Origin of the sequence: Micromonospora sp. URMC 106 (assembly GCF_051386395.1) — a bacterium.
GTDB lineage: Bacteria > Actinomycetota > Actinomycetes > Mycobacteriales > Micromonosporaceae > Micromonospora.
The window spans coordinates 1-25,993 of sequence record NZ_JBPQTP010000005.1 but is presented as its reverse complement, the minus strand read 5'-3'; the positions used below and the strand labels follow the sequence as shown (position 1 = coordinate 25,993).

Below are 25,993 nucleotides of genomic sequence, written 5' to 3'. Positions count from 1 at the left end.
CTCCGGTGCTGTCTCGGGATCCGGGAGAACGCGACTCAGGCGCGCGATGATGATCAAGGGCACCGGCTCACGGTGCCCGACGGTTGGCGCGCAGGGCGGCCAGCACCAGGCCGGGCGTGACCAGCGACCTCGGATGCGCACGCATGGAGACGACCTCGTTGAACCGCCGCGCGACAGCCACGTCCGTGACGGTCGCCGCGACGATCTGCCGGCTGATCCAACTGGAGAGCCGGTACCCGCGTGGGTAGGGCCCGTCGACGTGCGGCAGGGCCAGGTCCGCGGATGTGGACGTCGACCACGCGGCTTCGACCACGACCTTCTGCCAGTCGAAGAACCGGCGCGCGGGCAGGCCCAGATCCGGCCGTGACCGCAGGTACACCGACAGGCAGGCAGCGTGCAGGGCCGCCGCCGTCATCCCCTGCCCGTACACCGGGTTGAACGACGCGACCGCGTCGCCGACGCTCACCAGCCGGCTCGGGAACCGCTTGAGCCCGTGGAAGTCCCGCCGCCGGCTGTCGGCATGGCGGTAGGTCCCGACGTCGCCGAGCATCTCGTTCCCGGCGACGGCACCGAACTCCGGTGGGAACTGGTCTCGCAGCCGCCGCACGAAGTCCTCGGAGCTACTCCCCGGCCGGTTGTCGCCGTACCCGGCCATCATCGCCATCCACCGGCCGTCCTCGACGGCGAAGACCGCGGCACCGGCCACGTCCGGCGACGTCCCCGGACTGTGCAGTGCCATGACGACCGTGAGGTCGGGATGCGTCTCCCGGCGTCGGAACAGGGCCGTCGCGTAGTTCAGGTTCACGGTCATCCGCCGCGTGACGGGGCGGTCCCAGCCGGCATGCTCCAGCCACTCGGACAGCCTGCTCGAACGCCCCATGGCGTCCACCACGAAGTCACCGCTCTCGACGCCGGGCACCCCGCCGACGTCGTAGCGGACGCCGGTGGCCGCGCCACCGTCGAGCACGAGACCCGTGGCGCGGGCGACGACCGTCTTGACGTTGGGCAGCCGGAGCACCTGCTGACGGATCAGCCCCTCCAGCAGCGGTCGGGTGCCCGCCAGGCTGTCCGCGTCGTCGGGTACGACGACCTTCAGCCGGCCGTCGAGGTACGCCCGTCTGGTTGCGGGGGGAGCCTCGATCGCCCCCTGGGCCAGCGCTTGTTCACGGAAGCCGGGAAAGAGGCGTTCGAGCTGGAGAAAGCCACCGGGCAGCAGTGCGTGCAACTGCGTCCCCTGTGGCACGCCCCGCCGGCCGCCGGTCAGATGCAGGTCGTCGCGGTCGATGACGACGACGCTCTCCGCGTGGTCGGACAACGCCCGGGCGGCGAGCAACCCGGCGACGCTGCCGCCGACCACGACAGCCCTCTGCATGATCGGAGACTGCCGGGCGGGTGGTCGCACGGCGTTCAACGCGGCGAAGACCCTGGTCGGGGAGAGGGGCATCGTGCTCTCCAAGGGGTACGAGAGGCGCACGCGCACGCGCCCGCCGAGCGGCCTGAGCGTACGCGGCCGCACAGGACGGACCGGTCGAAATGACGCTCGTGGATCGTCGCACACGCACCCGGCGCCGCCCCGGCATCCAACGGATGGCCGACAGAAGCGGTCGGCGGCCAGGGCCGACAGGGCGCACTGACGCTCCTGCTCACCTGGCAGCCGCTGCTGCGGCCGGACGCGCTCACCCTGACTGCCGCGGCGGCTGTGCGGCGCGTGTACCCGGTGGTCGGGGGTTGTCGACCACCACCTCGCCACCCCCGTCGCGTCAGAGGGTGATGACGACTTTCGCCCGGGCGTGTTCGCCTTCGAGGTACCGGACGGCTTGCGGCACCTCGTGGAGCGGGTAGGTCCGGTCGATGACCGGGGTGAGGTGGCCGGCCTCGGCGTGGGCGCGGAGCATGTCGAGGTGGTGGCGGCTGGGTGCCGTGGTGAGTGTGACGATGCGGTGCCGGACGAAGGGTGCCATGAGCCGCCCGCGCGCGAGGAGCCAGACCGGTCCGACGAGACTGCCGCCGCGGTACACGCCGCCGCCGGAGAGCACCAGCGTCCCGGTCGGGGTCAGCGCCCGCCGGAGCGCGGTGAGTGAGCGGTTGCCGACCAGGTCGAACACGACATCGTGGCGGCGGGCGTCGCGGGTGAAGTCCTCGCGGGTGTAGTCGACGACGTGGTCGGCACCGAGGGAGCGGACCAGGTCGGTGTTGCGGGTGCTGCACACCCCGGTCACGGTCGCACCGAGGGCCTTTGCCAGTTGGACGGCCAGGGTGCCGACGCCGCCGGAGGCGCCGTTGATCAGGACGCGGTGGCCGGGCTCGACCTGCCCGACGTCGCACAGCCCCATCAGCGCGGTGACACCGGCCAGTGGCAGGGCGGCCGCCTGCTGCGACGTCAGGTTCGCCGGCTTCGGCGCGACAAGGGTCGCGGGCACGCACACGTACTCGGCGAACGCGCCGTTGGCGTCGCCGAGGTCGCCGAAGACGGCGTCCCCCGGGCGTACCTGTCGGACGTGGGCGCCAACGGCTTCGACCCGGCCGGCGAAGTCGCGGCCGCGGATGCGCGCGCGGGGCCGCGACCGGCCCATGGCCAACCGCGCCATCCGGGGATCGCCACGCATGGCATGCCAGTCGTACGCGTTGAGCGCGGCGGCCTCGACCCGCACGAGCACCTCGTCGGCGGCGGGCACCGGCGCGTCGACGTCCGCGAGCTTGAGCGTCTCCGGCGGACCGTACCGGTCCTGGACGATCGCTTTCATCTTCCCCTCCCTCATAGGTGTACGGCGTACACCTCACGGTAGGTGTACGCCGTACACCCGTCAAGGCGGTTATGGTTTCAACCGCCGACGAAGACGAGGACCGAGATGGCTGAGCAGGCTGAGACGCTGCGCCGGGCGCCGCTGAGCAGGGACCGGATCCTGCGCGCCGCCGTCGCGCTCGCCGACGAGGCCGGGATCGAGTCCCTCAGCATGCGCAACCTCGCCCAGGATCTGGGTGTCGTGCCGATGGCCCTCTACAAGCACGTGGCCAACAAGGACGAACTGCTCGACGGCATGATCGACATGGTCGTCGGCGAGATCGACCCGCCGGTGCCCGGTGTCGACTGGAAGCACGCGGTCCGCAGCCGCATCCTCTCGGCGCGGCAGGCGCTGCGTCGGCATCCCTGGGCGCCGCTCGCCATCGAGTCGCGGAACATGGCGACGCCGGCCATCCTCGCCTACCTCGACTCGATGATCGGGGCGTTCCGGGCCGGCGGGTTCTCCGCCGACCTCACCCACCACGTGATGCACGCGATGGGCAGCAGGATTCTGGGGTTCAGCCAGGAACTGTTCGACGCCTCCCGGAGCGCCGGCCGGTCCGGCACGACCAACCCCGACCCGCCGGCGGCCCTACCGCCGGAGGTCGCGGCCCGGTTCCCGCACCTGGCGGAGATTTCCCTGGCGGCGTCCCACGACGACGCGTCGGTCGTGGGGCAGGGCTGCGACGACCAGTTCGAGTTCGAGTTCGCGCTGGACCTGCTGCTGGACGGCATCGAACGGCTGCGACAGCAGGACTGGACATCGTCGCGCCGACCCCGGTGAGACGTATCACGAGCCATGACGCACGGCCCGTCACGGTGCAAGCGCCCGGGTTGCGGCAGATGCGGATAGCTGACCTTGGCGAGCCACAGTTCGACTAACGAGACATCCAAGCGGCGTATCGGGCGCGACCATGCCGCGTGACGCGGTCACCACCGCGGTCCACGAACAACTCGTTGGTCTCGTGATCGACCCAATAGGTCTGCCCGGCCTCGATGAAGGTCGGCTCTTGCAGGTAGAACCAGTGATCCACCACATTGACGAGCATCAGCCGGTCAGCAGTTACACGATTCACCACGGCGCCCTCGTCGAGCAGACATCGCACTGCACGCACCTGGTTACCATATGCCAGCCGACGCTTCCGCGGTTCGCGCTCATCGACAAGATCGCGCGTCTGTCACGCCACGTGACGCCGGGTCTGCGGCAGATCCGGACGCCGAGAGAACATGGGCGGACAAATCGATCAGGTGGTCGAGGGAGCGGCCGAGCCGGTCGAGCTTGGTGACCACCAGACCTTTCCACTTTGGGCGCATCGCATGGACCCGAGGGAGGGCCTAATAGAGGTGCTGAAGCGCGGCCGCATACTGCTCTTTGACGCGGTCGAGGTCCTCTTGTCCGTAGTGCGAGGCCTCGACCAGCACCTCGTACACACCGACCGCCTCGTGGCCCAGCAGGTCAACTTCGCCTGCCACCGAGCGGCTGCGGTAACGGTCGATGTCCGAGGCGTCGCCGAGGCGCCGTTCCCGCTGGTAATTGGCCAGCAACCGGGCCAACCGGGCCCGGGCGTCCGCGGCGTGGGCCATCAGCTCCGCCGGCGCGGACGGGGCATCGTCCCTCACCGCAGGGCCGTTGCCGGCGAGCACCTCCCGCACACGACCTGGGTTCCCCTTCGAGGGGTCCAGCCAGTGGTAGGCCCACAGTGCCCTGCGGGCGGCGCTGACGGCCTGACGTCCAGTCCGGTTATGTCGCCTGCTTTGCGTGCGTGGTAGTCCTGTTACTTGTGTGAATGTCCTTGCCCTTGTTCGCCGAGTCAGCGCGCCGGGCGACCTGTCTCTGCCTGGGTGAAGGCTTCCTCCGGCGTGGCTGCCGTCCACCTCTTGTCGGCAGTACGCAACGGAGTGCCACGGGCGAACACGGCGATCCCGGTCAGTAGCCCCTCCCACAACTCCGCCCGCCACGCCGGTCCCGACCGGGTCACCACCAGCAGTCGCCGGCCATCCCACCAGCCATGGGTTTCCAGCCCGCCTTCGGCCACGACGTGGACGTCCGGGAAGTCACGCAGCGCATCCAACGCCGCGAGGACGGAGCGGCGCGCACTGCGACCCGCCTCGACGCGCACGACGCCGCTCCCGTCGATGTGAGCACCGTCGAGTCGGTCGACCGCGTCGTGCAGTGCGGTGCGGCCGAGAATCCACCGCAGTTCGGCCGTGACGTCGGTCTGCTCGAACAGCAGACCGAGGGTGTGCCCGCCGAGTCCGTCGCGATACCGGTGGATAGTCTCCGGCGGCGCGGTCGCGAGCCAGTCCGTCCATTCCCGGTAGGCGATCCGCAGTTCGTCGAACTGTCCGGCCTGCTGGCTGTCGGGCTCATCCTGCAGGTCGACGCCTCGGCGTAGCGCCACGAGACCGATGGTGGCCAACGCCGCGTGCTCGCCGTCGAGACTCTCCTCCTGCTCGGCATCCCACAGCTGCACCAGGACCCAGTAGAGGAGGTCCGCCCACCCCGGCGCGTCCGGCCACAGCCCGCCGGCGACGAGCAGGAGCACGAGCCGCGTGACCGCGAGCTTCGCCGGCAGCGGCCAGTCCTGGGACGTGTCGACCAGCGCGGAGACGTCGCGCCGGAGTCGGGCGCGTTGTTGTGGGGTGAGGGCATCCAGCACGCTGGCGAGGGTTTCCGGCGGGGCCGGGTTCGGTGCCTGTTGCGTACGCCGGGCGGGCGGCCGCGGGGATTCCGGGTCCGTACCGTCGAAGATGTCCTCGTCGTCGGCTGACGTCGGCGTCCGGGCGTCGGTCAGGCCGAGAGCGAAACGGAGCAGCGCCGGGCCCACGGCGGACGTGACGCGGTTCTCCACCTGGCGCCGCCGGCCGCCGGCCGGTGCCTGCGGGATCCGGTCCGGCCGTACCGAGGCCAGGTGACGCAGCGCCTCGAACAGCGCCGCCGTGTGCGCCGAGTCCGCCACGACCTGTGGCAGGGACGTGTGTTCAAGGGGAGACGGGTGGTCGATGCGCGACAGCGCGGCCGCCACGTCGGTGACGAGCACGTCGCGGCGCTCTGTGCCGTCGTCGGTGGTGACGTGGCTGACCGCCTCCCCGTCGCTGGTCGCCGTCCAGCCGTCTGGTGCTACGGCCGCGTACACATGGAGCCTGCCGGTCGCCCGGTCGTGGTCGAGTCGAAGGCCGTTGACGGCGAGCCAGCTCGGCGGCGTGCCGGCCGAGCCGACGAGCACGGTCGCCTCCACCCGGTCGGCGGAGATACGGACGCCGAGCACCCGAAGGCTCTCCGTGTCGGTGGCGGCCGACGGTGACGGCTTCCGAATCTGCAGCCGCGCCAGGTCCGAGACAGCCACCGCCTCGGCGGCTTCCTTGGTCACCACGGGAGCGGTGAGAGGCGAGACGACCCCCAGTTCGCAGTTGCCACCCGCCGGCATGGTCCTGGTGAGGGCGGCGTGGCTGCAGTTGGCGCTGCCGGTCAGGGCCCAACCCCGGTCGGACGACCACCACTCGACGACCTTGCCGTGGTGGTAGCGAGAGCTTGCCGATGTGCTGACGGCGGCGTCGGGGACTCGTTTGATCACCCGGGCGAGGCTGTCCGGGTCGCACTGCACGTCCCGGGTGAGCAGCAGCCGCACCTGCTGGGGCCGAAAGCGGTCGACGAGACGTTGCAGCGCTCCGGCATCGGGATCGAAGAAGGGCGCGGCCACCGCGAGCTGCGTCGCCGGCTCGACCGGACGGGGTAGTTGCTCGATGATCGGGCGGAGCGCCGTGGTCACCAGGACCGGCTGGTCCACACCGGGATCGGGTGGACGTGCGGTGAGCAGCTCGGCGACCCGATCGAGGCGGTCGCGGCCGAGGTCCTCCATCCACACGTCCTTGGGCAGCCGCCGTAGCCAGTCCGCGAGTTGGTAAAAGAGCACGGGCACGGTAGGCCCGACACCACGCATCAGCGTCCAGACCTCGGCGTTGTGGTGCCATCCCGAGGCGGTCGCGTTGCCGGAGCCAATGGCCACGACGGTGTCGGTCTCCGACGCGATCACCACCAGCTTCGGGTGGAACGCGCCTCCGCCCTTGCAGACCACCGGCAGAGCGAGGTAGTCGGCGGGCCCGGGGCGGCGAGGGCCCTGGGTGAGGTGGTGGGCGTCGAACAGTACGGTTGTGCGGGCTCGCACGGCGTGCGCGTCGCGGAGGCAGACGTCCTCGAAGAAGGACAGGTCGCAGGTGTAGGTCAACACCAGGACCTCCTCCGCGTCACGAATCAGCCGGGCATGGAGCACCGCCGGCGGGGCGGCGCCGAGCAGGTCTTCCCAGTCGGTCACCAGATCACCTCCACGTGGCGACCGGCCGTCCAGGTGTCCGCGGAGACGGCGAGGATGCCCAACTGCCGCAGGAAGCTGGTGAAGGTGGGCAGCCGCAGCGACACCGCGCCGCTGCCCTCCTCCCCCTCCAGCCGCCATCGGTCCCCGACCCGACGCAGCCGGGTGGGCAGGCGCAGCCCGGCCCGCGTCCACTGCATCTTCTGGCGGCTCACCGATTCGGCGCGCAGGAACAGGTGTGCGGCAAGGTCTTCGGCCGCGCGGGCCAGGGGACGATCGGCGTTCTGATGCAACCACCTCGCCACGTACTCGGGGCCCAGGTCGTCCGGCAGGGTACCGACGAACGCCGCCCGGCTGACCGGATCCAGGTGGTCGAGCCGCGCGGCGCCGACGGCGAGCAGTCGCAACAGGTCGAGCATCGTCCAACGGTCGGCGTTGCGCGGATGGTGGTTGAGGTCGTGCTCCGCCGGCAGCAGCGTGCCGGTGCCGGCGTCGACCATCGCGGGAAGGTCACCGACAAGGGCCTGCTGGACGGTGGCGTCGGGTAGCTGTTGGGCGAACCGCTCGATGGCTTCCTCGCGCGTACCGGGCCGCTCGGCGAGGGGCGAGACGAGTTCGGCCCAGATCAGCCGCCACGCCCACACCGACCAGTTCCGCAGCAGGGCGCCTCGCCAGGTGCGGGCGTGGTCATACAGCTCGTCGCAGCCGAGCAGGTCACGTAGACCGGTGGTGAAGCAGCACCAGTCGTCCATGGCCATGTCGAGGGACTCACCGACCGCGCGGCCTTCCAGCGCGCCGACGAGCAGCGCGGCGCTGTGGCGATGCGTTCTCGCGGCTGCCTGGTCGCCGCCGCGATCGGCGAAGTACGCCCGCCGCACACACTCCCCGTCCGGCGCGTCGCCGATGCCACACAGGCACAGATGCCGCAGCTCCCGCAGTTGCCGCCGGGACAGCGGCTGTTCTCGGCGCGCGACGGTCACCACCTCGTCCAAGGCCGAGAGCAGGCCCTCGTCGGCCGTCGGGCCTGGTGCGGGCACCCGGCGGCCATCGGTGAGCCCGACCAGCAGCTCGATTCCGGCGTACGTCTGCAGATAGCCGCCCGGCACCTGGCTGTAGGTGGCGGCCAGGCGGCCGATGTCGGCGGCGTTCGTCTCGCGTAGCTCCTTGCCGATCGTGTTGACACCGTGAGCTCCGAAGTCACCGGCACTGGCTCGGTGTTCGTCGGGCTGGTCGAGGCCGTGGGCGACCGAGACGGCACCCAGGACGACCTCGGCGCGGCGGACGAGATCACGGAAGCGGTCCTGGTCGTGCTTCGCGGTCCAGCCCCGCCTACGCGCTTCGATCGCCAGGCGGGCGTGCAGCGCCACGTACCGTGCGTGCGGCGTGGTGGTGATGACGCCGGGTACCAGCGCGGCGGCGTGGGAGCCGATGACCGTTTCGACGGCGAGGGGCTGACGGCCGGTGTCCTCCGGGGTGTCCGGCTTGGCCGTCCACGCCGGGCCGAGAACATGTGTCACCCGACCGTCCCCACGTCCAGCGGCGCTCCGAGAAGATCCACCGCGCCACAGAAGCAGACGGCGCCGGTAGCGACTTCCGAATGACGGAAAGCCGACACTCGGCCGCTGCGGGCACCACCGGTTCGGGCAGGGGTTGCAGACAGCTCGGTGTCATCGGTAGGTAGCTGGTCCCGATGGGCGTGTGGGGGTGCTCTCGACATCGGTAGCCTCGGTCGATGGACTACGAGCGCGCACGCGCACGTGCCTTGCGCAGTGCGACCGGAAACTTCAACCGCTCGCTGGCCATAATGCGCAGCCGTGATCCGCAGGCGATGGAGGACGGGTTCGCCCTACTGCGGGACACGGCTCGGCAGCATGTCCAGGAGTTGCTCGACGCGTACGGTCAGGAGGCCGACTACCGGACCCAGTTCCTGCTTCTGGAGCTCATCGGAGAGACTCGGTCGGCCCAGGCGTTCGAGGTGCTGGCCGTGGAGCTGCTGAGCGACGACGAGGTGTTCAGCTCAAGGGCGGAACGTGGGCTGCGCCTCCTGGACACCAGAGAGGCTCGACGACTGCTGTGGCAGCACCAGAACAACCGATCTGGATTCGCCGGGACCTGATTCGATGCGCTGATCTGGACGAGCAGAGGCTGCGAGCGCGTCCGACGCCGTAGGGTGCCCGAATCACATCGGCTCGCCGCACTTCGTGCCGTCGATTGTGTTGGTGGGCCGGCGGCGCCCGCCTGCCGGCGGCGCTCGTCGACAGGCGGATGCGACCGGGTCTTCAGTCCTGGTAGTACTCGGCTCCCAGGTGGGTGATCTGCTCCTCGCCCATCAGCCAGCGAAGGGTGTTCTTCAGCTTGGTCTGTTGGATGAACAGGTCGTGCTCGGGATAGACGCTGGGCGCATGCTGCGGGTCCTTGAAGTAGAACGACAGCCATTCCTGCACGCCCTTCAGCCCCGCTCGTTGGGCCAGGTCCGTGAAGAGCACCAGGTCGAGCACCAGAGGAGCAGCCAGGATCGAGTCGCGGCAAAGGAAGTCGACCTTGATCTGCATCGGATAGCCGAGCCAGCCGACGATGTCGATGTTGTCCCAGCCCTCCTTCTGGTCGCCGCGAGGCGGGTAGTAGTTGATGCGTACCTTGTGGTAGAAGTCGCCGTAGAGTTCGGGGTGGAGGTTCGGCTGCAGGATGTGCTCCAGCACGCCGAGCTTGGACTTCTCCTTGGTGCGGAAGCTGTCGGGGTCGTCCAGCACCTCGCCGTCGCGGTTGCCCAGGATGTTGGTCGAGTACCAGCCCTGAAGCCCGAGCATGCGGGCCTTCAACATCGGCGCCAGCACGGTCTTCAGAAGGGTCTGCCCCGTCTTGAAGTCCTTGCCTCCGATCGGCACGCCGGCGGTGTGGGCGAGTTCCGTGAGCGCCGGCATGTCGGTGGTGAGATTCGGTGCGCCGTTGAGGAACGGGACGCCCTCGGTGAGCGCCGCGTACGCGTATAGCATCGAGGGCGTGACGCTGTCGTCGTCTGCGTCCATCGCGGCTTCGAACGCTGCCAGGCTTTGGTGGGCCGGGCCGGGCTCGATGTAGGTCTCGGTGGACGCGCACCAGATCACGACCAGCCGGTCGCAGGAGTGATCCGCTCTGAACTCGCGGATGTCCCTGCGAATGGCCTCGGCCTGCTCCCGCTTGGTCGCCGCAGGCTTGACGTTGGTGCCGTCGAGTCGCCGTACGTAGCGCTGGTCGAAGACCGCCGGCATGGGCTCGATCTCCTTCAGCGCGGCTGCGATCGGTTGGATGTGGGCATAGCGGTCGAGCACACCGCACTTGAGCGCGGCCTCGTAGGCCGTGTCGGAGATCGGGTCCCAGGCACCGAAGACCAACTGGTCGAGGCCGGCCAGCGGCACGAAGTCGCGAATGAGCGGCACCCGGTGCTCGGTCCGCCTGCCGAGGCGAATGGTGCCCATCTGGGTGAGCGAGCCGACAGGCTCAGCGAGGCCGCGCCTGATCAGCTCGACGCCGGCGATGAAGGTCGACGCCACGGCGCCGAGCCCAACTGTCAGGACGCCCAGCCTGCCGACGGCGGGCTCGATGTGGCGCTTGGATGTCTCCACGAAGTCTCCAGCCTCCAGGTCGCTGCCGCGCTGACAGCTCGATTTCTGTTCGACGTCGTTCAGCGGGTATTCGTGCGTCGGGTCGACATCCGCCGACGCTGGACTGTCGTGATCGAGGGCCGCGCAACCCGCTATCGCGACCGGCGGGCTCGCGCCTGTGGCGACGATTCGCGCACGGAGCGGATCTCGCCGCCGAGTGCTGCGAGCCGCTGCAGGGTGTAGGAGGCGGCGTCGAAGGCCGTACAGCCGCGGTAGATTCGTCCGTAGTCGTCGAACAACTGCCCAATAAACTCGTTCTCCCCGACCTCCGCCGCGGTCCACCGGTCCCAGAGCACGTGCCGCACGGCCTCCGTCACGTCGGTGGCGGAGTCCTGGAAGACGATCTCGTAGCCCTGGTCGCGAAGCGCGCCGATCAGGTGCTCTGCCGCCTTGGCCTGCATGCCGTCCGCGAGTCGCCCGTCTTCGTACTCGATGCCGGGGAAGTCGATCGGCGCCCAGGCGAAATCGTCCGGGCGCATGAACCTGAAGATGAACGTCCGGCGCAACGTCTCCTGAATGTGCTCGGCCAGCATCGCGCGCCGCCCCTGCCCGGGGCGCCGGCTCTCCCAGACACGGATCTCCTCGGCTCGTTCGGGATCCCAGCCCGCCATGCCGCCGACGACGACATCCGGTTCCGGAAACTCCGGGTACCGCAACCGCCACATACTGACCGTCTTCGGCTCGACGCCGAACATGGCCGCGATGTCGGCCACGCTGAGCATCTCTCGCACCACGTGCCCTCCACCCCCTCCTTGTAGAACCTCATCTACAAAGTAGACCTCAAACGCGGTTTGTCAACCACCTTCTACAAACCGAGGTTGATCAGCGCATGACGACGAGGGGTCTCAAGAGCGCTGGCGGTCGCGAACGAAGCACGGCCGGATTCGCCGTGAGCCCCGTCCGCGACCGGCCACCGCCGAACCGCTGGGGCAGGAAGCAGTCCCAGCCGCATGGCGGTGTCGGTGAGGCGGACCGGGCGGGAGCAGCTGACATCCAGCGGCACACCACGCAGCGCCACCGATTGATAACGTGACGACACCGACCGGTCGGCGTCGATGCCCCTTGGGGAGGGTCAGGCATGTGGGCGGACGAACCCGCGCTGGACGAGGCAACGCGACGGCTCGACGACTGGGGTGTTGATCGCGAGCAGGGCGGCCCGAGCGAAGGAGCTGTCTTCGCAGGTGCAGGCGATGAGGGGCACGGCGACCAGCCCCGATCGGACGATCCAGGTCACCGTCGACTCGTCGGGCCTGCTGGTCGACCTGCACTCGACGAACGCGGCCGACAACACTCCGCGGCGCACACCGCCCGGCAGATCCTGGAGACCACCCGGGCCGCTCACACCGATCTCCTGAGCAGGATCACCGAGGCGGCCACAGGCGTCCTCGGTGTCGAGGATCCGACGGCGGCGGCGCTGGTCGAGTCGTATCGCCGCCGGCTGGATACCGACCGGGGCACACCGGTTGCCCGGGGGTGAGGGCATCCAGGTCGACCCCGGCGGCCTGACCCGCCACGCGGTACGCCTCGACCGCCGCACCGACAGTCTCGACACCTCCCGCCAGGCCGGCCAGCACGTCCGGTTTGGGCGCCGACGCGTAGGGGCAAAGGGCGACGCCGGGGAGGTGCCGCTGGGCGCGCTGCGCGAGGCGGTGGCGGCGCTGCGGCGCGTACCTGGGGAGCCGGCGGAACTGGCGGCGCACCTCGCCGCGCGGTACCCGGCGGTCGTGGCGGCGGCGGACGCGGCCCGCGCGTGCGCTGAGGGGTTCCTGCGGCAGCGCGACACCGGGTGGCGGCTGGCGGCGGACGAGCTGCGCGGCTGGGTCGACGCGGTGGCCGGTCTGCCCGAGCGGGAGGCGACGCTGGCCCGGCTGAAGGCGGGGCGGGCCTGGCTGAAGGCGGGGCGGGCCTGGCTGAAGGCCATCGCGGTGCAGTTGCGCAACGAACGGTGGCGCCGTTCGCGGAGCACTCGCAGCGGATCTGGGCGCAGCTGCGGCAGGAGAGCAACGTCGAGCTGGGCGCGATGACCCTCGAAGGGGCGAACACCCGGCGGCGGGTGGTGTTCCCGGTCAGCGTGGACGGTGCCGACATCGGGACCGCGCTCGGGGTGATGAGCCAGGGCGAGATGCACGCCCTCGGGCTGGCGACGTTCCTGCCGCGCGGCTGCGCGTCGGAGAGCCCGTTTCCGGTTCATCGTCGTCAACGACCCGGTGCAGAGCATGGATCCGGCCAAGGTGGACGGGCTGGCCCGGGTGCTCGCCGCGCTGGCCGAGCAGCGGCAGGTGGTGGTCTTCACCCACGACACCCGGCTGCCCGACGCGATCGGCCGCCTCGACCTGGGCAGGGCCCAGATCCTCGAGGTGACCCGCGCGGAGCGGTCGGTGGTGACGCTGCGGCCCGGCTCCGACCCGGTGTTCCGCTACCTCGACGACGCGTACGCACTGGCGCGCAACGAGGAGATCACCGCCGAGGTGCGGGGTCCGGTGGTGGCGGAGCTGTGCCGCTCGGCGCTGGAGGCGGCCTGCCATCGGGTCGGGTGGCGGCAGCGGGTGGCGCGCGGGGTGCGGCACGACGACATCGAGGCGGCCATCGTGGCCGCGTCCCGGCGGCTGACCACCACGGTCGCGTTGGCGCTGTTCGACGACGCCGACCGGGGCGGCGACGTCCTCGGCTATCTGGGCCGACGGCACGGGCCGCGGGCGGTGGCCGCGTACAAGGCATGCAAGGAGGGCGTGCACGGCGCGTACCTGTCGGACCTGCCGGGCCTCGTCGCGGACGCCCGCCTGCTGGCGGAGGCGCTGCGGTGACCGCGCCGACGCCACAGCGCTGCCTGGCGGCGGCCGACCAGCTGCTGCGCGGCGCGGGCGCGCTTGGCGGAACGGCGGTCACCGCCGGCTGGTGGCCGCGCGTGCGCCTGCCTGATCCGGCTTGCCCTCGAAGGCGGCATCGACGCCCACTGGCGGCGGACCAGGCCGGCCGTCGCACTGTGCCGACAGGGCCGGGCGAAGCAGCTGATGCTGCGCGGCCGGCTCGGGCCCGGCATCGGCGTCGCCCGCCGCGTCGCGTTCGCCTGGGCGACCCTGTCGGCCGTCGCCCACCACCACTGCTACGAGCTGGCGCCGACGGCGGCTGAGTTGCGTCGGCTGCACTCCGAGGTGAGTGTCCTGCTCGCCCGACTCGACCGAGAAACGGAACCCGAACGATGACGTACCCGCAGCCCGGCCACGACCCCACGGCACCCGGTCGGGCCACGGCATGGCGATCGCCGGTCTCGTCCTGGGCTACGTCTTCGTCGGCCCGATGATCGCCTTCACGCTCATGGTGGTCTTCGGCGGCGTCATGGGCGCGGCCACCTCGACCCCCTTACTACAGAATGGACAGGCGCGCCACGGTCAACTGGTCGCGTCGGGCCGCGACACTCCCGGCCTCCCCGTTGCGAGCCTGCCCAGGCCTGACGTGAGCAGCCGGAATGCGTTGTCGGCTGCGGCTTTGGCCGTGTCGTACAGCGAGGCGGCTGTTTCTCCAGCGGCCAGCCGGCGCCAGTTCTCCCGGGCCAGGATGCGTTGCGCCGCGATGATCTGGGCGGCGGCGAGCCGGGCCGTGAGCTGGTCGGGGATGTGCGCGGTCTGGACCAGCGCGTCGGCTAGCGCCTCCTCGTCGCGGGCGGTGTACTCGTTCAACCGCGCGGACAGGCTGGGCGTCGAAAAGATCATGTTGTGGAAGGCGAGGACCTCGGGGTCGTCGTTGAGCCCGGTCACGGGATCCCGTCGAGCGAGGCCGTCCAGGAAGTGCTCGTGCAGCGCGGTCAGGGGCCCCTGGCGCGCGGGCCGCTGCCGGACCACCCGCGCCGCCTCCCCCTCGTGGTCCGCGATGCGGTGCAGGACCAGGTCCTCCTTGGACCGGAAGTAGCGGAACAGGGTGGGCTTGGAGATCTCGGCGGCCGCCGCGATATCCGCCACGGAAACCCGGTCGAAGCCGTGCTCCAGGAACATCGAGATCGCCGCGGCCGACACGGCGTCGTGTGTGCGCTGCCGCTTGCGTTCCCGCAAGCCCACCTGGTCCGCCATGGCTCGACCCTATCATTCCTGAGACCAAGGCAATATTGATTCGCGGACAGAAACGTTACCGGGTTACAGTATTGTGCCGAGCGCCTCCGAAGGGTTTCCATGTCATCGCCATCCACCACGCAGCACGCCGAACGCGACCAACTCGACCGCGACTTCGCGGACGAGGTGGCGTTCCTGGCCCGCGCCCGGCGGGCGCTGGCCTGGATGAAGGAGCACGCCCGGATGCGGGTCACCACCGGCGAGCAGGTGGCCGGCGACCGGTACACCGCCGAGCAGCTCGGCCGGATGCTCAAGAGCTACGCCAAGGAACTGGCAGAGGAGCCGGACAGCCCGCTGTATTTCGGGCGGCTGCAGTTCGGCACCGGGCCGGACGCCGACGAGCACCGCGACCAGAACTACTACATCGGCCGGCGGCGGATCACCGACGAGAGCGGCCAGCCGCTGGTCATCGACTGGCGGGCACCGGTGTCGTCGCGCTTCTACCGGGCCAGCGTCCGCGACCGCCAAGGCGTGGCATCGCGACGCCGGTTCGGCTGGACGACCCGCCACCCGGTACAGCTCACCGGCTTCGAGGACGAACGCCTGGACCACGGCGAGGAGCTCGGCACCACGAGCCGACTGCTGACCGCGGAGATCGAACGCCCCCGCGTCGGACCGATGCGCGACATCGTGGCCACGATCCAGCCGGAGCAGGACGAGCTGGTACGCGCGGACCTCGACCGCTCGCTGTGCGTCCAGGGCGGGCCGGGCACCGGGAAGACCGCCGTCGGCCTGCACCGCGCGGCGTACCTGCTCTACACCCACCGTCAGCAACTGAAGCGCAACGGCGTCCTGGTGGTGGGGCCCAACCCCGCGTTCCTGAACTACATCTCCGCGGTGCTCCCGGCGCTCGGCGAGGTGGACGTGCAGCAGCGCACGCTCGACGAGGTGCTCAGCGAGCGTCCGCCCGCCGCGGTGGACACCGACGAGGCCGCCCGCGTGAAGCACGACGTGCGGATGGCGGCCGTGCTGCGCCGGGCGCTGTACGCCCAGATCGCCGACCCGGTCGAGTCGATCGTGGTACCGGACGGCTCGTACCGGCTGCGGGTACCGGTCACCGCACTGGCCCGCCAGGTCGCCGAGATCCGCGGCGAGGACGTGCCGTACGGCGTCGGCCGCGAGCGGTTGCGCGCACGCATCGTCGCCCTGCTGCAGCGGCAGTTGGAGACGCGCGCCGAAACCCCCGGCAAGATGTGGATGCAGAAGATCGGCCGGGCCCGTCCCGTGGCCGCGGCACTCGACCACGCCTGGCCGAGGGTACGCCCGGAGGAACTGCTCGCCACCCTGCTGGGCGACCCGGAAGCGCTCGCCCGCGCCGCCGACGGCATCCTGACCACCGAAGAGCAGAAAACGATCCTGTGGCAACGCCCGCCGCGCAGCGTCAGGAGCGCGAAGTGGTCGGCGGCCGACCTCGTGCTGCTCGACGAGATCGCCGGCCTGATCGAGCACCCCGCGAGCTACGGGCACATCGTGGTCGACGAGGCGCAGGACCTGTCCCCCATGCAGTGTCGGGTGCTCGCGCGGCGCAGCGAGCACGGCTCGCTGACCGTGCTCGGCGACCTGGCGCAGGGCACCAGCGACTGGGCGGCGAGCGACTGGCACCAGCAGATGGCCCACCTGGGCAAGGACGACTCGCCGGTCGCGGCCCTCACCATGGGCTTCCGGGTCCCCGCCGAGGTGCTGGCCTTCGCCAACAGGCTGCTGCCCGGGCTGCGCGTCACGGCACCGGCGACCCGGTCGATCCGCACCGACGGCGCGCTGCGGGTGCGCCACGAGCCCGACCTGGCGTCCGCCACCGTCGCGGCCGTCCGCGCCGCCCTCGACCGGGAGGGTTCCATCGCCGTCATCGCGACCGACACACTGCTCACGAGCCTCTCCGCCGCCCTGCACGCCGCCGGCCTCGCGGTCAACACGGCCCAGGAGGACGGCCCCGGCCGGAGGGTGACCCTGCTTCCCGCGGTGCTCGCCAAGGGCCTGGAGTTCGACCACGTGATCGTGGTCGAACCCGACGACATCGTGCGGGCCGAGCCACGCGGCCTCAACCGGCTGTTCGTCGTACTCACCCGGGCCGTCTCCCGGCTGGACGTGCTGCACTCCCGCCCGCTACCCGCGCTCCTCGCCGCCGAGTAGAGAGTATGGATCTAACGGCCTCTCTCGCGGCGGAATGCAGCTGTGGAGTGACCCCTGAGGCCGGACACCTCCCGACTTGGCGTCCCGCCGGGCATGACGAAACCGCTGCGGCTCGCTGGGCGCCGCTGGTTCGTCATGAAGCCCACCAACCCGCAGGCCCGCCTCTCGCTGACCCGCGCCAGTAAACTGCACGCCGCGGTTCGACACCCTGCGATCGTCCGCCCCGAGCGGATCCTCGACGGCCCGGACGGGCCGATCCTGGTATACCCGTGGCACGACGGCAACGTGCTCAATCACGCCACCACACACGGCTCGGACCGCAGCGCGCTGGCCCGGTTCCAGCAGCCTTCCGTACCCGAGGTCGAGGCAGCCATCGACACCGTCCTCGACGCGCACCTGGCCGTCACCGCAGCCGGCTACATCGCCGTCGACCTGTATGACGGCTGCTTCCTGTACGACTTCACCGCCCGCCGGATGCGCCTGATCGACCTGGACGAGTACCGGCCCGGACCCTTCGTCCTCGACGCCGATCGCCTCCCGGGCTCCCGCCGCTACATGGCTCCCGAAGAGTTCGTCCGCGGCGCCGTCATCGACCAGCACACCACCGTCTACACCCTCGGCCGCACCATCCACCACCTTCTGGACTCCCCACACGACTGGCGGGGATCGCCGGCCCAAGCCCAGGTAGCGGCCCGCGCGAGCCGTGCGGCACCCGCAGACCGATATTCGGACGTGGCGGGCTTGGTCGCAGCCTGGCGATTCACGCTGATGTCGTGAGGCACCGCGACAGCCATTCTTGACCGGCCCACGTCGCCATCGCCGTTCGGATGCTGGCCGTTCGCCGCGGGTGACCGCGCCGGCGGGTGGCTGCGTGCCGGCCTGGGCGGGGTAGCACGCAGTCAGCGCTCAGCGCAGTACGCCGAGGTCGATGGCCTCGGCCATCGCGCGGTAGCCCGCGTCCGACGGGTGCAGGTGGTCGCCCGAGTCGTATGCCGGGTTGATCCGCTGCGGGTCGGCCGGGTCACGCACCACCGCGTCGAAGTCGACGACGGCGTCGAAGTCGTCACTCGTGCGGATGAACTCGTTCACGGTCTGCCGCACACGGTCCCGTTCCTCGGTGTAGGTGCGCCATCCCTTGATCGGCGTGATGGTGCCGACGACGATCCGCAGGCCCTGTGCGTGTGCCTGGGCGGCGATCTGTCGCAGGGCGAGTTTCAGGGTCTCCGGGTCGGGGTGTTGGAGGTTGAGAATGTCGTTGACGCCCTCGAGCACGATGACCGTGCGCGCCCCGGATGTGGTCAGCATGTCGCGGGACAGGCGTGCGAACGCGTTCGGGCCGCCGATTCCGGTTCCGGTGCTGCTGTTCAGGATCCGGTTGCCGCTGATACCGCTGTTGACCACGCCGAGCTTGGTGGGTCCCGGCTCAGCGGCGAGCCGGTCGGCGAGGACGTCGGGCCACCGCAGGTTCGCATTGTTGGTCGACCTGTCCCCGTCGGTGATCGAGTCGCCGAAGGTCACCACCGTGCCGCGCGCGGACGAGGATCGGACGTCCACGGCTGTCACGTAATGCCACGCCATGGTCGGCTGGGTGAACGCGGCGCCCTCCTCGTCGGCCGCGTGGTCGCCGTTCGCAGCGATGAACGACGTCTGATATGCGCGCGGGTGTTCGGTCACGGGCCCGGACGGCGCCGGGGTGTAGACGGTCACCAGCAGGTTCCCGTCTGCCGGCACGGGCATGAGTATCGGGTCGCTGAGCACTTCACCGCCGGCCGGGATGGTCACCGACGGCGCGCCGCCGAAGGTCAGTTCGCGCATCGTGCCGGCGACGGCGTCGGGCGCGTCGGGCCTGGCGGCCACCGCCAGCGTCGTTCGTCCCATCAGGACCGGCGCCGTGCCGAGCGCGTTGGACAGCCGCACGCGAGCCGCGTCGCCACCCACGCTGGTGTGCACCACGTTGCGGATCGAGTGGTTCGGCATGCCGTGGTCGGTACCGGGCGTCGTGCGCGCCATGGCCGTCTGCCAGGTGCCAACCCAGTGGCCGGGCGGGCGGGTGTCGAGCTTGTCCAGGTCGACGACCGCTGCCATCGCCTCGTAACCGGCGTCCTTCGGGTGCAGGTGGTCGCCGGAGTCGTACTCCGCCCGTAGCCGGTTCGGCATCGCGGGGTCCCGGAGCGCGACATCGAAGTCGGCCACCGCGTCGAACGCGTCGCCGTCGCGGATGAAGTCGTTGACCGCCTGGCGTACGCCTTCCAGTTCCTCGGTGTAGTTGCTCGACCCGCCGAACGGCGTGAGCGTGCCGCCGGTGACCCGCAGCCCCTTCGCCTTGACCTGGGCCGCTATCTGGCCCAGCGCCGCGATGATCTTCGACGGCTCGTGATGCTGCGGCTGGCCGCCGATGTCGTTGATTCCCAACATGATGATCACGGACCGCACGCCGGTCGCGGTGAGCACGTCGCGGTCCAGTCGGGACAGGGCATTGGGATTCCAGGTGCTGTTGAGCAACCGGTTCGAGCTGATGCCGGCGTTGAGCACGCCAAGGCGCGTCGGCCCAGGCTCGGCGATCAACCGGTCGGCCAGGTAGTCCGGCCAGCGGTGGTTCGCGTTACGGGTCGAGTTGTTCCCATCGGTGATCGAGTCGCCGAGTGTGACCACTGCACCCTCCGCCTGTCCCAGGACGTCCACGCCGCTCACGTACGGCCAGAAACTGATCGTCGTGGTGAACGCCGCGCCGGACTCGTCGGCCGCGTGATCACCGTTCTGCGACAGGTACGAGGTCTGGTTGGCCACCTGGTGATAGGTCACCGGCCCGGACGGCACCGGGGTGTACACGCTGACCAGGAGGTTGCCGTCCTCCGGCACGACAAGGGGAATCGGGTCGCTCAGCACCTCGCCGCCGGCCGGGATGGTCACCGACGGCGCGCCACCGAAGGCGAGAGCTCGCATCGTGCCCGCGACCGCGTCCGGCGCGTCGGGTGCATCAGCGACCGCGACCGTCACCGCTTCCATCCGTACCGCCGCCGTGCCGAGGACATTGGTCAGCCAGACCCTTACACCGGAGCCACCAACGCTGGTGTGCACGACGTTGCGGATGGTGCGGTCCGCATATCCGGTAGGGAGGTTGGGCACGGTTCCGGAGGCCGAGGCGGACCAGGTGCCAACCCAGTCATCCTGCGGTGCCGTCGACTGGGCGTCCTGGCCGGCTGCTGAGGCCGGGCTGGGCAGGCCGAGCGCCAGCGCAAGCACGATGCCGGCGGTTTGGATCATTCTCCACATGCAGGACATGGGATCTCCTCCCGATCAGCAACGAGTTTGGCTCCCCGCCCCCGCCACGGTCAACGGTTTACGTCGCATGACATAGGACGTAGGATGTCCGGCAACCTTTCGTACGTGACGAAGAGTGGGCGGTACGACAGAGCCGCGGGCGCAACAGGTGCGGCACCAACCACTGCGGATTCACCTGCCGCTCGACACGATTTACGCCAGCTGTGACCAGTGGAGGTATCGCCTTTCATGACGACGAGACAAGGACGCAGCCCCACACGACGTCGGCTACTGTCCACCATGGTGATCGCTGCGATGGCTGCCGCGCTGCTCACCAGCGGCCCAGCGCGCGCCGCCCAGCCCTACCACGAGACCCGGGCGGTCTACACGGCCAACACGGACGGCTACTTCTGCTTCCGGATTCCGGCGATCGTGAGGGCCAGCAACGGAACCCTGCTGGCGTTCGCCGAGGGCAGGATCAACAACTGTGACGACAGGGGCGACATCGACCTGGTGCTGAAGCGGTCCCACGACGGCGGCCGTACGTGGGGTCCGCTGCAGGTCGTGTCGCGCGGCAACGGCGACACGCACGGCAACCCGATGCCGATCGTCGATGAGCGGACCAGCCGGGTCGTGCTGTTCACGACCCACAGCCCGGGCACAGCAAGCGGCGGCCGCATCCCGTACCTGCAGGTCAGCGAAGACCACGGGGCGACCTGGAGCGCGCCGCGGGAGATGACCGAGCTCATCCGGCCGGAGTGGCGCGCCTGGTACGCCACCGGTCCGGTGCACGCCATCCAACTCAAACGTGGTCCGCACGCCGGGCGGTTGGTGATGAGCGCCAACCATGAGTCCTTCGCGCCCGACGGGCGGCGCATCGCCGGCGTCCACCTCGGCTACAGCGACGACGGCGGCGACACGTGGCGCATCGGGGCCAGCGCCGGTGGCGCCGCCGACGACATCTTCGTCAACGAGTCGACGTTGGTGGAGCTGACCGACGGGCGGATCTACGTCAACGTGCGGGAAGCCGGCACGGCTGAGGGCACCCGGGCGTACGCGATCTCCAGCGACGGCGGCGAGAGCTACGAGGCGCCGTTCCAGATGGTGCCCGAGCTGACGATGCCGGTGGTGCAGGGTGCGTTGCTACGGCTCACCGCCACCGACGAAGGTGACGCGCGGGACCGCCTCCTGTTCTCCGGACCCGCCAACCCCGGAAAGCGCGAGGCCCTGACGATCCGGTCCTCGTACGACGAGGCCCAGACCTGGGAGCCCTGGCAGGAAGGCAAGGTCATCAGCTGGGGTCCGGGCGGGTACTCCGACCTGGTCAAGATCGAGACCGACCCGGTCGCGGGCCCCGTGGCCGGCGTGCTGTACGAAGGCGGTGTCGCCGCCCTGTACGAGGTGATCCAGTTCGTCCGCTTCAACGAGGCGTACCTCGACAGCCCGAACGGTTCGCCGCCGGGCCTGCCGCCGCCACCGCAGCCGGGACCGACGACCCCGGACGCGGCACCGCGCTACGACAACACCGCCTACGTGCGCGGCGGAGCGACCCTGACCAAGGGGCGGTTCGGCGACGGGATCGCGCTCGACGGCGTCGACGACCACGTCGAGGTGCCCTACAACCCCGACGTCGACCTTGATGACAACCAGTTCACGATCATGACCTGGTTCCGGTACAGCGAAACCACCGGCAACATCGTGATCTGGTGGTTCCACCAGGTGGGTACGGGAGCCGCGCAGATCTGGCTGCGGGCCGAACCGGCGAGCAACCGCATCCGTGGTGTCGTCGGCACCGGCCAGGGCGACGCGAACATCACCATCGCGGGCGCGTACAACGACGGGCTCTGGCACCACGTCGCCATGCAACGCACGGCGACCCGGGTCACGGTTCTCATCGACGGCGCCACCGTCGCCGACCTGCCCGCTCCCCGCGGCTCGGTGACCACCGGCAAGGAGTTCGGCATCCGCAGCATCTACCTCGGCCGACGGGTCGACGGCCTCAACAACCCGTTCCGCGGCACCCTCGACGAGTTCCGCATCTACGGGCGCGCCCTCACCCCGCAGGAGTTGCGGGATGTCCGGGAACACAACGTTCCCATCGCCGGCCAACTCCGGCTCCGCCTCCCGTTCACGACCATCTGCCCCCAGCAGTAGCCGCAGCGTCGGTGCCCCGCCAGTGGTCGGCAGGCGGGGCACCGCGACCTGCGAGGAGCCGGGCGACTCCACGCCTCGATCCCGCTGCCCCGTCCGTCCGTGGCGCGGAACATGGGACGTCCGTCGGCGTACGGAAGATGGGCGACACCAGCAACCCCGCAGCGGACGCCCTGTGTACATTGCTCCTGAGCGGGGCGCGGTTTCCGGACGTAGGATGTGCGCCGGCCGCGGAGGATCCTGGAGGCACGGGGATGGCAAGACGCAACGGCGAGACCGTGCAGGACCGCATCGTGGCCCTGATCCACGATCGTCAGCTCCAGCCCGGCGCTCCGATGCCGACCGAACCGCAGCTCATGGACCTGCTCGGGGCGAGTCGGAACAGCGTACGCGAGGCGGTTCGGGCGCTGCAGGCGCTGGGCATCGTCGAGATCCGCCACGGGTTCGGCACCTTCGTCGGCCAAGCTTCACTCGATGTGCTCAGCCCGTCGCTGGAGTTCCGGATCCGCTCCGGTCCGCACGGCGTCCGCGCGCTCCATGACCTCGTGGAGGTGCGGGAGATGCTGGAGACCGCGCTCATCGCGCGGGTCGCCGGCTCGACCAGTCCGAGCCGCCTGGCGGCACTCGACGCCCTCGTGACCGCGATGCAGACCGATCTCGAGGCGGACCGGGCCTTCCACGCGCTGCTCTACGAATCCTGCGGCAACGAGCTCGTGCTGCAGCTGATCGACCTGTTCTGGCAGGTCTACCACCAGGTTGAGCCGCTGGTCGGCGGGCCGGACGAGCGCATGGACGTGACGGTGGGCAACCACCGGCGGATTGTCGATGCGCTGCGCGCCCGGGACGCGTCCGCCGCCCGGGAGGCGATGCAACGGCACTTCCGCGATGTCAAGGAGCGCGTCGCCCGTGCCGAGGCGGCCCAGGCCGCGAAGGCGCTCGACAGCGAAGCGGCCTGATCCGGGTCGGTCAGCGCCAACCGTCCTCTGTTCCGCACGGCAGCACCGCCGCGACCGAGGCGGGCGAACGCGGTCAGTGTTGCCCCAGGCGGGCCAGCCGGGCGCGTACGCCGTCGAAGTGGGCGCGCATCGCCGCCGCCGCCGACGCACGATCCCCCGTGACGACGGCTGTGTAGATGTCTCGATGCTTACGAGCCACGTCGGCGGGCGTCTCGTCGGGCGGGCCGAGGTCGTCGCTCAGCTGGTGGTAGACCTCCCAGAACGCGCCGAGCAGCCTGCCCACCAGCGGGTTGCCCAGCGGGCGGTAGAGCACGTCGTGGAAGAGGCGGTCGGTGTCGGGTGAGACCGTGCCCACCCGCGCCTCGGCCTCCATCTGCGCTATGACATCGCGGGCCGGGGCGAGGCCGGGTGCCACGTCCCGGTATTCCTGCTGGTCGATCAGGCGTTGCACCAGGCCGCTCTCCAGGAGTTCGCGAATCTCGATGAGGTGGCCGAGGTGGTTGCGCTCGCCCTGCAGGGTGATGCGGCTGTGGAAGGCCAGTTCGTCGACGAGGCCGTTGAGCGACATGCGCCCGACGAACATCCCGAAGCCGTGGCGGATGTCGACGATGCCGACGGCCTGAAGGACCTTGAGGGCTTCTCTGACCGAGTTGCGGCCGATGCCCAGCTCCTCCATCAGCTCGGACTCGGTCGGCAGCGGATCCCCGGTGGTCAGTCCGCGCTGCAGGATGAGGCCCTTGACCGCCTCCTGCACTTCGACGGCGCGGCTGAGCCGACGCGGCTGACCTGCGGGAATGCGGGGCGCTTTGGGGGGCCGGGCCGAGGCGTCGCTCGCTCCCTGACGATCGGCGTGTAACACCACGGAAATCTCCTGGTCATTTGGTCTTGACCGGCGACGAGCGCGGCCCCTAGCCTCCACTCTAACAGGACATGGGACGTAGGACGTCCAATGTGATGGCTCGAAGAGATCACTCCAAGACGACGCCATAATCCCCCACAGGAGGCACCGTGAGCGCTCCGGTTTCTCGGCCAGTTTTCAGCCGCCGCGACTTTCTGCGCTACAGCGGAACGGTGAGCGCCGCCGCGGCCATCTCCGCCACCCTCTCCGCCTGCAGCGGCCCCGCTTCGACCAGCTCCGCGGGGGCCGGCGGCGACAAAGACCTCGTCACCGCCGTCATCGGATACGGCAACAACCAGAGCTGGGACCCGACCATGACCGCGTCGGCCTTCTCCATGGCCGCCAACAACCACATCTACGAGGGACTGGTCGACACCGACCCGATCACCCGCGAGCCCTACCCGGCCCTGGCCACCGCCCTGCCGGCCGACACCGCGGCGACCACGTGGAAGTTCACGCTGCGGCAGGGGGCCAGGTGGCACGACGGGCAGCCGGTCACGGTCGACGACGTGCTCTTCACCTTCCAGCGCATCCTCGACCCGGCCGCCAAGACGCTCACCTACTCCTTCTTCGGCACCTGGCTCAAGGAGGTACGCAGGGTCGACGACACGAGCGTCGAGCTGGTCTTCAACTTCCCGTTCCCCGACGCGTTGCAACGCCTGACGATCGCCAAGATCATGCCGAAGCACGTCTTCGGCGCACCCGGCGGCTGGGACGCGGCCAAGGGCGGCAAGGCGGTCGGCTCCGGCCCCTACAAGATGGTCGCGCACAACCCGAAGTCCAACACCGTGCTCGAAGCCTTCGCCGACTACAACGGCCCCCGCAAACCCGTCATCAAGAAGATGAACTGGCTGTCCATTGTAGAGTCGCCGGCTCGGGTCGCGAAGATCTCCGGCGCCAGCGCCGAGGCGCAGATCGCCGACAACATCCCCTACGCCAACATCGACCAACTGCGCAGCGGCGGGCTGAGCGTCGAGGGCGGCAAGGGCATGAACCACATGTTCCTCATGTTCAACACCGCCCAGAAGCCCTTCGATGACGTACGCGTGCGTCAGGCGCTGCTCTACGCCATCGACACCAGGAAGATGATCGACGTGGCGCTCAAGGGACACGGCACGCCGGCCACGAGCTTCCTCAACGAGCAGAACCCGTCGTACGCCAGGGCGAAGACCGTCTACCACCACGACCCCGCGAAGGCGAAGGCACTGCTGGCGGCCGCTGGCGTGACGAACCTGTCCGTCACGCTGATGGCGGTCAACGTCAGCTGGATCGCCGACTGCCTGCCCACCATCGCCAACTCCTGGCAAGCGGTCGGCATCAAGACCACGCTCGAACCGCAGGACACCGCCGCGCTCTTCACCAAGATGGACCAGTCGCAGTCCTACCAGGTGGTCGCGGCGGCGTCGAACCCGAACCAGTTCGGCCTGGACGCCGACCTGATCCTCCGCTACAACTACACCTCCGGCGGCACCTGGATGAAGTACACCAAGTGGGACACCAGCCCGGAGGCCAAGAACCTGTTCACGCTGATGGACAGGGCCGCCCAGGAGCCCGACCCGACGAGGAAGCTGCAGCTGCTGCACCAGTACCTCGACGTCATCGCGGAGCAGGCAGTGCTCTACCCCGTCCTGCACACGGAGCTGATGACCGCCTGGGATCCGAAGAAGCTCACCGGAGTCCGGCCGCAGGCATACCCGGGCATCAACCTGCTGCAGGCCCAGCGCGTCTGATCTCCCGTGCGGCGCCGGGCGCGCCCGGCGC

At 70.0% G+C, this 25,993-nt stretch carries 21 protein-coding genes; 11 read left to right on the top strand and 10 right to left on the bottom strand.

Annotated features, from left to right (window positions below; genetic code table 11):
- Positions 1-67: 67 nt before the first annotated feature.
- A complete protein-coding gene (locus ACSNOB_RS02670) occupies positions 68-1,372 on the bottom strand; it encodes an FAD-dependent oxidoreductase (protein ID WP_436684974.1) in 1,305 nt (434 codons plus the stop codon).
- 388 nt (positions 1,373-1,760) lie between these two features.
- Complete coding sequence (locus ACSNOB_RS02665) at positions 1,761-2,744, bottom strand: NAD(P)-dependent alcohol dehydrogenase (RefSeq protein ID WP_436684973.1); 984 nt, start codon at positions 2,742-2,744, stop codon at positions 1,761-1,763.
- Between the two features lie 105 nt (positions 2,745-2,849).
- On the opposite strand from ACSNOB_RS02665, the gene ACSNOB_RS02660 reads away from it, so the two are divergent.
- On the top strand, positions 2,850-3,566 hold the full coding sequence (locus ACSNOB_RS02660) for a TetR/AcrR family transcriptional regulator (RefSeq protein WP_436684972.1): 717 nt from the start codon (positions 2,850-2,852) through the stop codon (positions 3,564-3,566).
- 94 nt (positions 3,567-3,660) lie between these two features.
- Here the strand turns inward: ACSNOB_RS02660 and ACSNOB_RS02655 are convergent, their stop codons facing one another.
- The 3 genes from ACSNOB_RS02655 to ACSNOB_RS02645 form a co-directional block, all read right to left on the bottom strand.
- Positions 3,661-3,897, bottom strand: coding sequence for a hypothetical protein (locus tag ACSNOB_RS02655; RefSeq protein ID WP_436684971.1), 237 nt, complete (start codon positions 3,895-3,897; stop codon positions 3,661-3,663).
- Between the two features lie 220 nt (positions 3,898-4,117).
- Entirely contained in the window at positions 4,118-4,435 is a 318-nt protein-coding gene (locus tag ACSNOB_RS02650; protein WP_436684970.1) for a hypothetical protein, read from the bottom strand.
- A gap of 158 nt (positions 4,436-4,593) precedes the next feature.
- Complete coding sequence (locus ACSNOB_RS02645) at positions 4,594-7,287, bottom strand: hypothetical protein (RefSeq protein ID WP_436684969.1); 2,694 nt, start codon at positions 7,285-7,287, stop codon at positions 4,594-4,596.
- Positions 7,288-8,824: 1,537 nt separating this feature from the next.
- On the opposite strand from ACSNOB_RS02645, the gene ACSNOB_RS02640 reads away from it, so the two are divergent.
- Complete coding sequence (locus ACSNOB_RS02640) at positions 8,825-9,208, top strand: HEAT repeat domain-containing protein (protein ID WP_436684968.1); 384 nt, start codon at positions 8,825-8,827, stop codon at positions 9,206-9,208.
- A 163-nt stretch (positions 9,209-9,371) separates the two neighbouring features.
- Here ACSNOB_RS02640 and ACSNOB_RS02635 read toward each other — a convergent pair whose 3' ends face one another.
- Positions 9,372-10,694, bottom strand: coding sequence for an inositol-3-phosphate synthase (locus tag ACSNOB_RS02635; RefSeq protein ID WP_436684967.1), 1,323 nt, complete (start codon positions 10,692-10,694; stop codon positions 9,372-9,374).
- Between the two features lie 131 nt (positions 10,695-10,825).
- Positions 10,826-11,455: a hypothetical protein gene (locus ACSNOB_RS02630; protein ID WP_436684966.1), complete on the bottom strand. Its 630-nt coding sequence runs from the start codon at positions 11,453-11,455 to the stop codon at positions 10,826-10,828.
- A gap of 356 nt (positions 11,456-11,811) precedes the next feature.
- On the opposite strand from ACSNOB_RS02630, the gene ACSNOB_RS02625 reads away from it, so the two are divergent.
- The 4 genes from ACSNOB_RS02625 (at position 11,812) to ACSNOB_RS02610 (ending at position 13,936) form a co-directional block, all read left to right on the top strand.
- Complete coding sequence (locus tag ACSNOB_RS02625; RefSeq protein WP_436684965.1) at positions 11,812-12,210, top strand: YbaB/EbfC family DNA-binding protein; 399 nt, start codon at positions 11,812-11,814, stop codon at positions 12,208-12,210.
- Entirely contained in the window at positions 12,197-12,757 is a 561-nt protein-coding gene (locus tag ACSNOB_RS02620) for a hypothetical protein (protein WP_436684964.1), read from the top strand. The genes ACSNOB_RS02625 and ACSNOB_RS02620 overlap by 14 nt, the downstream gene beginning before the upstream one ends.
- A 183-nt stretch (positions 12,758-12,940) precedes the next feature.
- Positions 12,941-13,537 (top strand): hypothetical protein, encoded by a 597-nt coding sequence (locus ACSNOB_RS02615; protein ID WP_436684963.1) that lies wholly within the window; start codon positions 12,941-12,943, stop codon positions 13,535-13,537.
- Between the two features lie 207 nt (positions 13,538-13,744).
- Positions 13,745-13,936, top strand: coding sequence for a hypothetical protein (locus tag ACSNOB_RS02610; protein WP_436684962.1), 192 nt, complete (start codon positions 13,745-13,747; stop codon positions 13,934-13,936).
- Positions 13,937-14,122: 186 nt separating this feature from the next.
- Here ACSNOB_RS02610 and ACSNOB_RS02605 read toward each other — a convergent pair whose 3' ends face one another.
- Positions 14,123-14,797 (bottom strand): TetR/AcrR family transcriptional regulator, encoded by a 675-nt coding sequence (locus tag ACSNOB_RS02605; RefSeq protein WP_436684961.1) that lies wholly within the window; start codon positions 14,795-14,797, stop codon positions 14,123-14,125.
- A gap of 99 nt (positions 14,798-14,896) precedes the next feature.
- Here ACSNOB_RS02605 and ACSNOB_RS02600 point away from each other — a divergent pair, with 99 nt between their 5' ends.
- Together ACSNOB_RS02600 and ACSNOB_RS02595 are read left to right on the top strand one after the other, a co-directional pair.
- Positions 14,897-16,966, top strand: coding sequence for a HelD family protein (locus ACSNOB_RS02600; RefSeq protein ID WP_436684960.1), 2,070 nt, complete (start codon positions 14,897-14,899; stop codon positions 16,964-16,966).
- A 135-nt stretch (positions 16,967-17,101) separates the two neighbouring features.
- On the top strand, positions 17,102-17,743 hold the full coding sequence (locus ACSNOB_RS02595; RefSeq protein WP_436684959.1) for a serine/threonine protein kinase: 642 nt from the start codon (positions 17,102-17,104) through the stop codon (positions 17,741-17,743).
- Between the two features lie 129 nt (positions 17,744-17,872).
- Here ACSNOB_RS02595 and ACSNOB_RS02590 read toward each other — a convergent pair whose 3' ends face one another.
- Positions 17,873-20,230: an SGNH/GDSL hydrolase family protein gene (locus tag ACSNOB_RS02590; protein WP_436684958.1), complete on the bottom strand. Its 2,358-nt coding sequence runs from the start codon at positions 20,228-20,230 to the stop codon at positions 17,873-17,875.
- Between the two features lie 300 nt (positions 20,231-20,530).
- Between ACSNOB_RS02590 and ACSNOB_RS02585 the strand changes: the two genes are divergently transcribed.
- Together ACSNOB_RS02585 and ACSNOB_RS02580 are read left to right on the top strand one after the other, a co-directional pair.
- Complete coding sequence (locus tag ACSNOB_RS02585) at positions 20,531-22,381, top strand: exo-alpha-sialidase (protein ID WP_436684957.1); 1,851 nt, start codon at positions 20,531-20,533, stop codon at positions 22,379-22,381.
- A 251-nt stretch (positions 22,382-22,632) separates the two neighbouring features.
- Positions 22,633-23,334 (top strand): FadR/GntR family transcriptional regulator, encoded by a 702-nt coding sequence (locus tag ACSNOB_RS02580; protein ID WP_436684956.1) that lies wholly within the window; start codon positions 22,633-22,635, stop codon positions 23,332-23,334.
- A 73-nt stretch (positions 23,335-23,407) separates the two neighbouring features.
- On the opposite strand, the gene ACSNOB_RS02575 is transcribed toward ACSNOB_RS02580, so the two are convergent.
- On the bottom strand, positions 23,408-24,196 hold the full coding sequence (locus ACSNOB_RS02575) for a FadR/GntR family transcriptional regulator (protein ID WP_436684955.1): 789 nt from the start codon (positions 24,194-24,196) through the stop codon (positions 23,408-23,410).
- A 209-nt stretch (positions 24,197-24,405) separates the two neighbouring features.
- Here ACSNOB_RS02575 and ACSNOB_RS02570 point away from each other — a divergent pair, with 209 nt between their 5' ends.
- Complete coding sequence (locus ACSNOB_RS02570; protein WP_436684954.1) at positions 24,406-25,962, top strand: ABC transporter substrate-binding protein; 1,557 nt, start codon at positions 24,406-24,408, stop codon at positions 25,960-25,962.
- Positions 25,963-25,993: the final 31 nt, after the last annotated feature.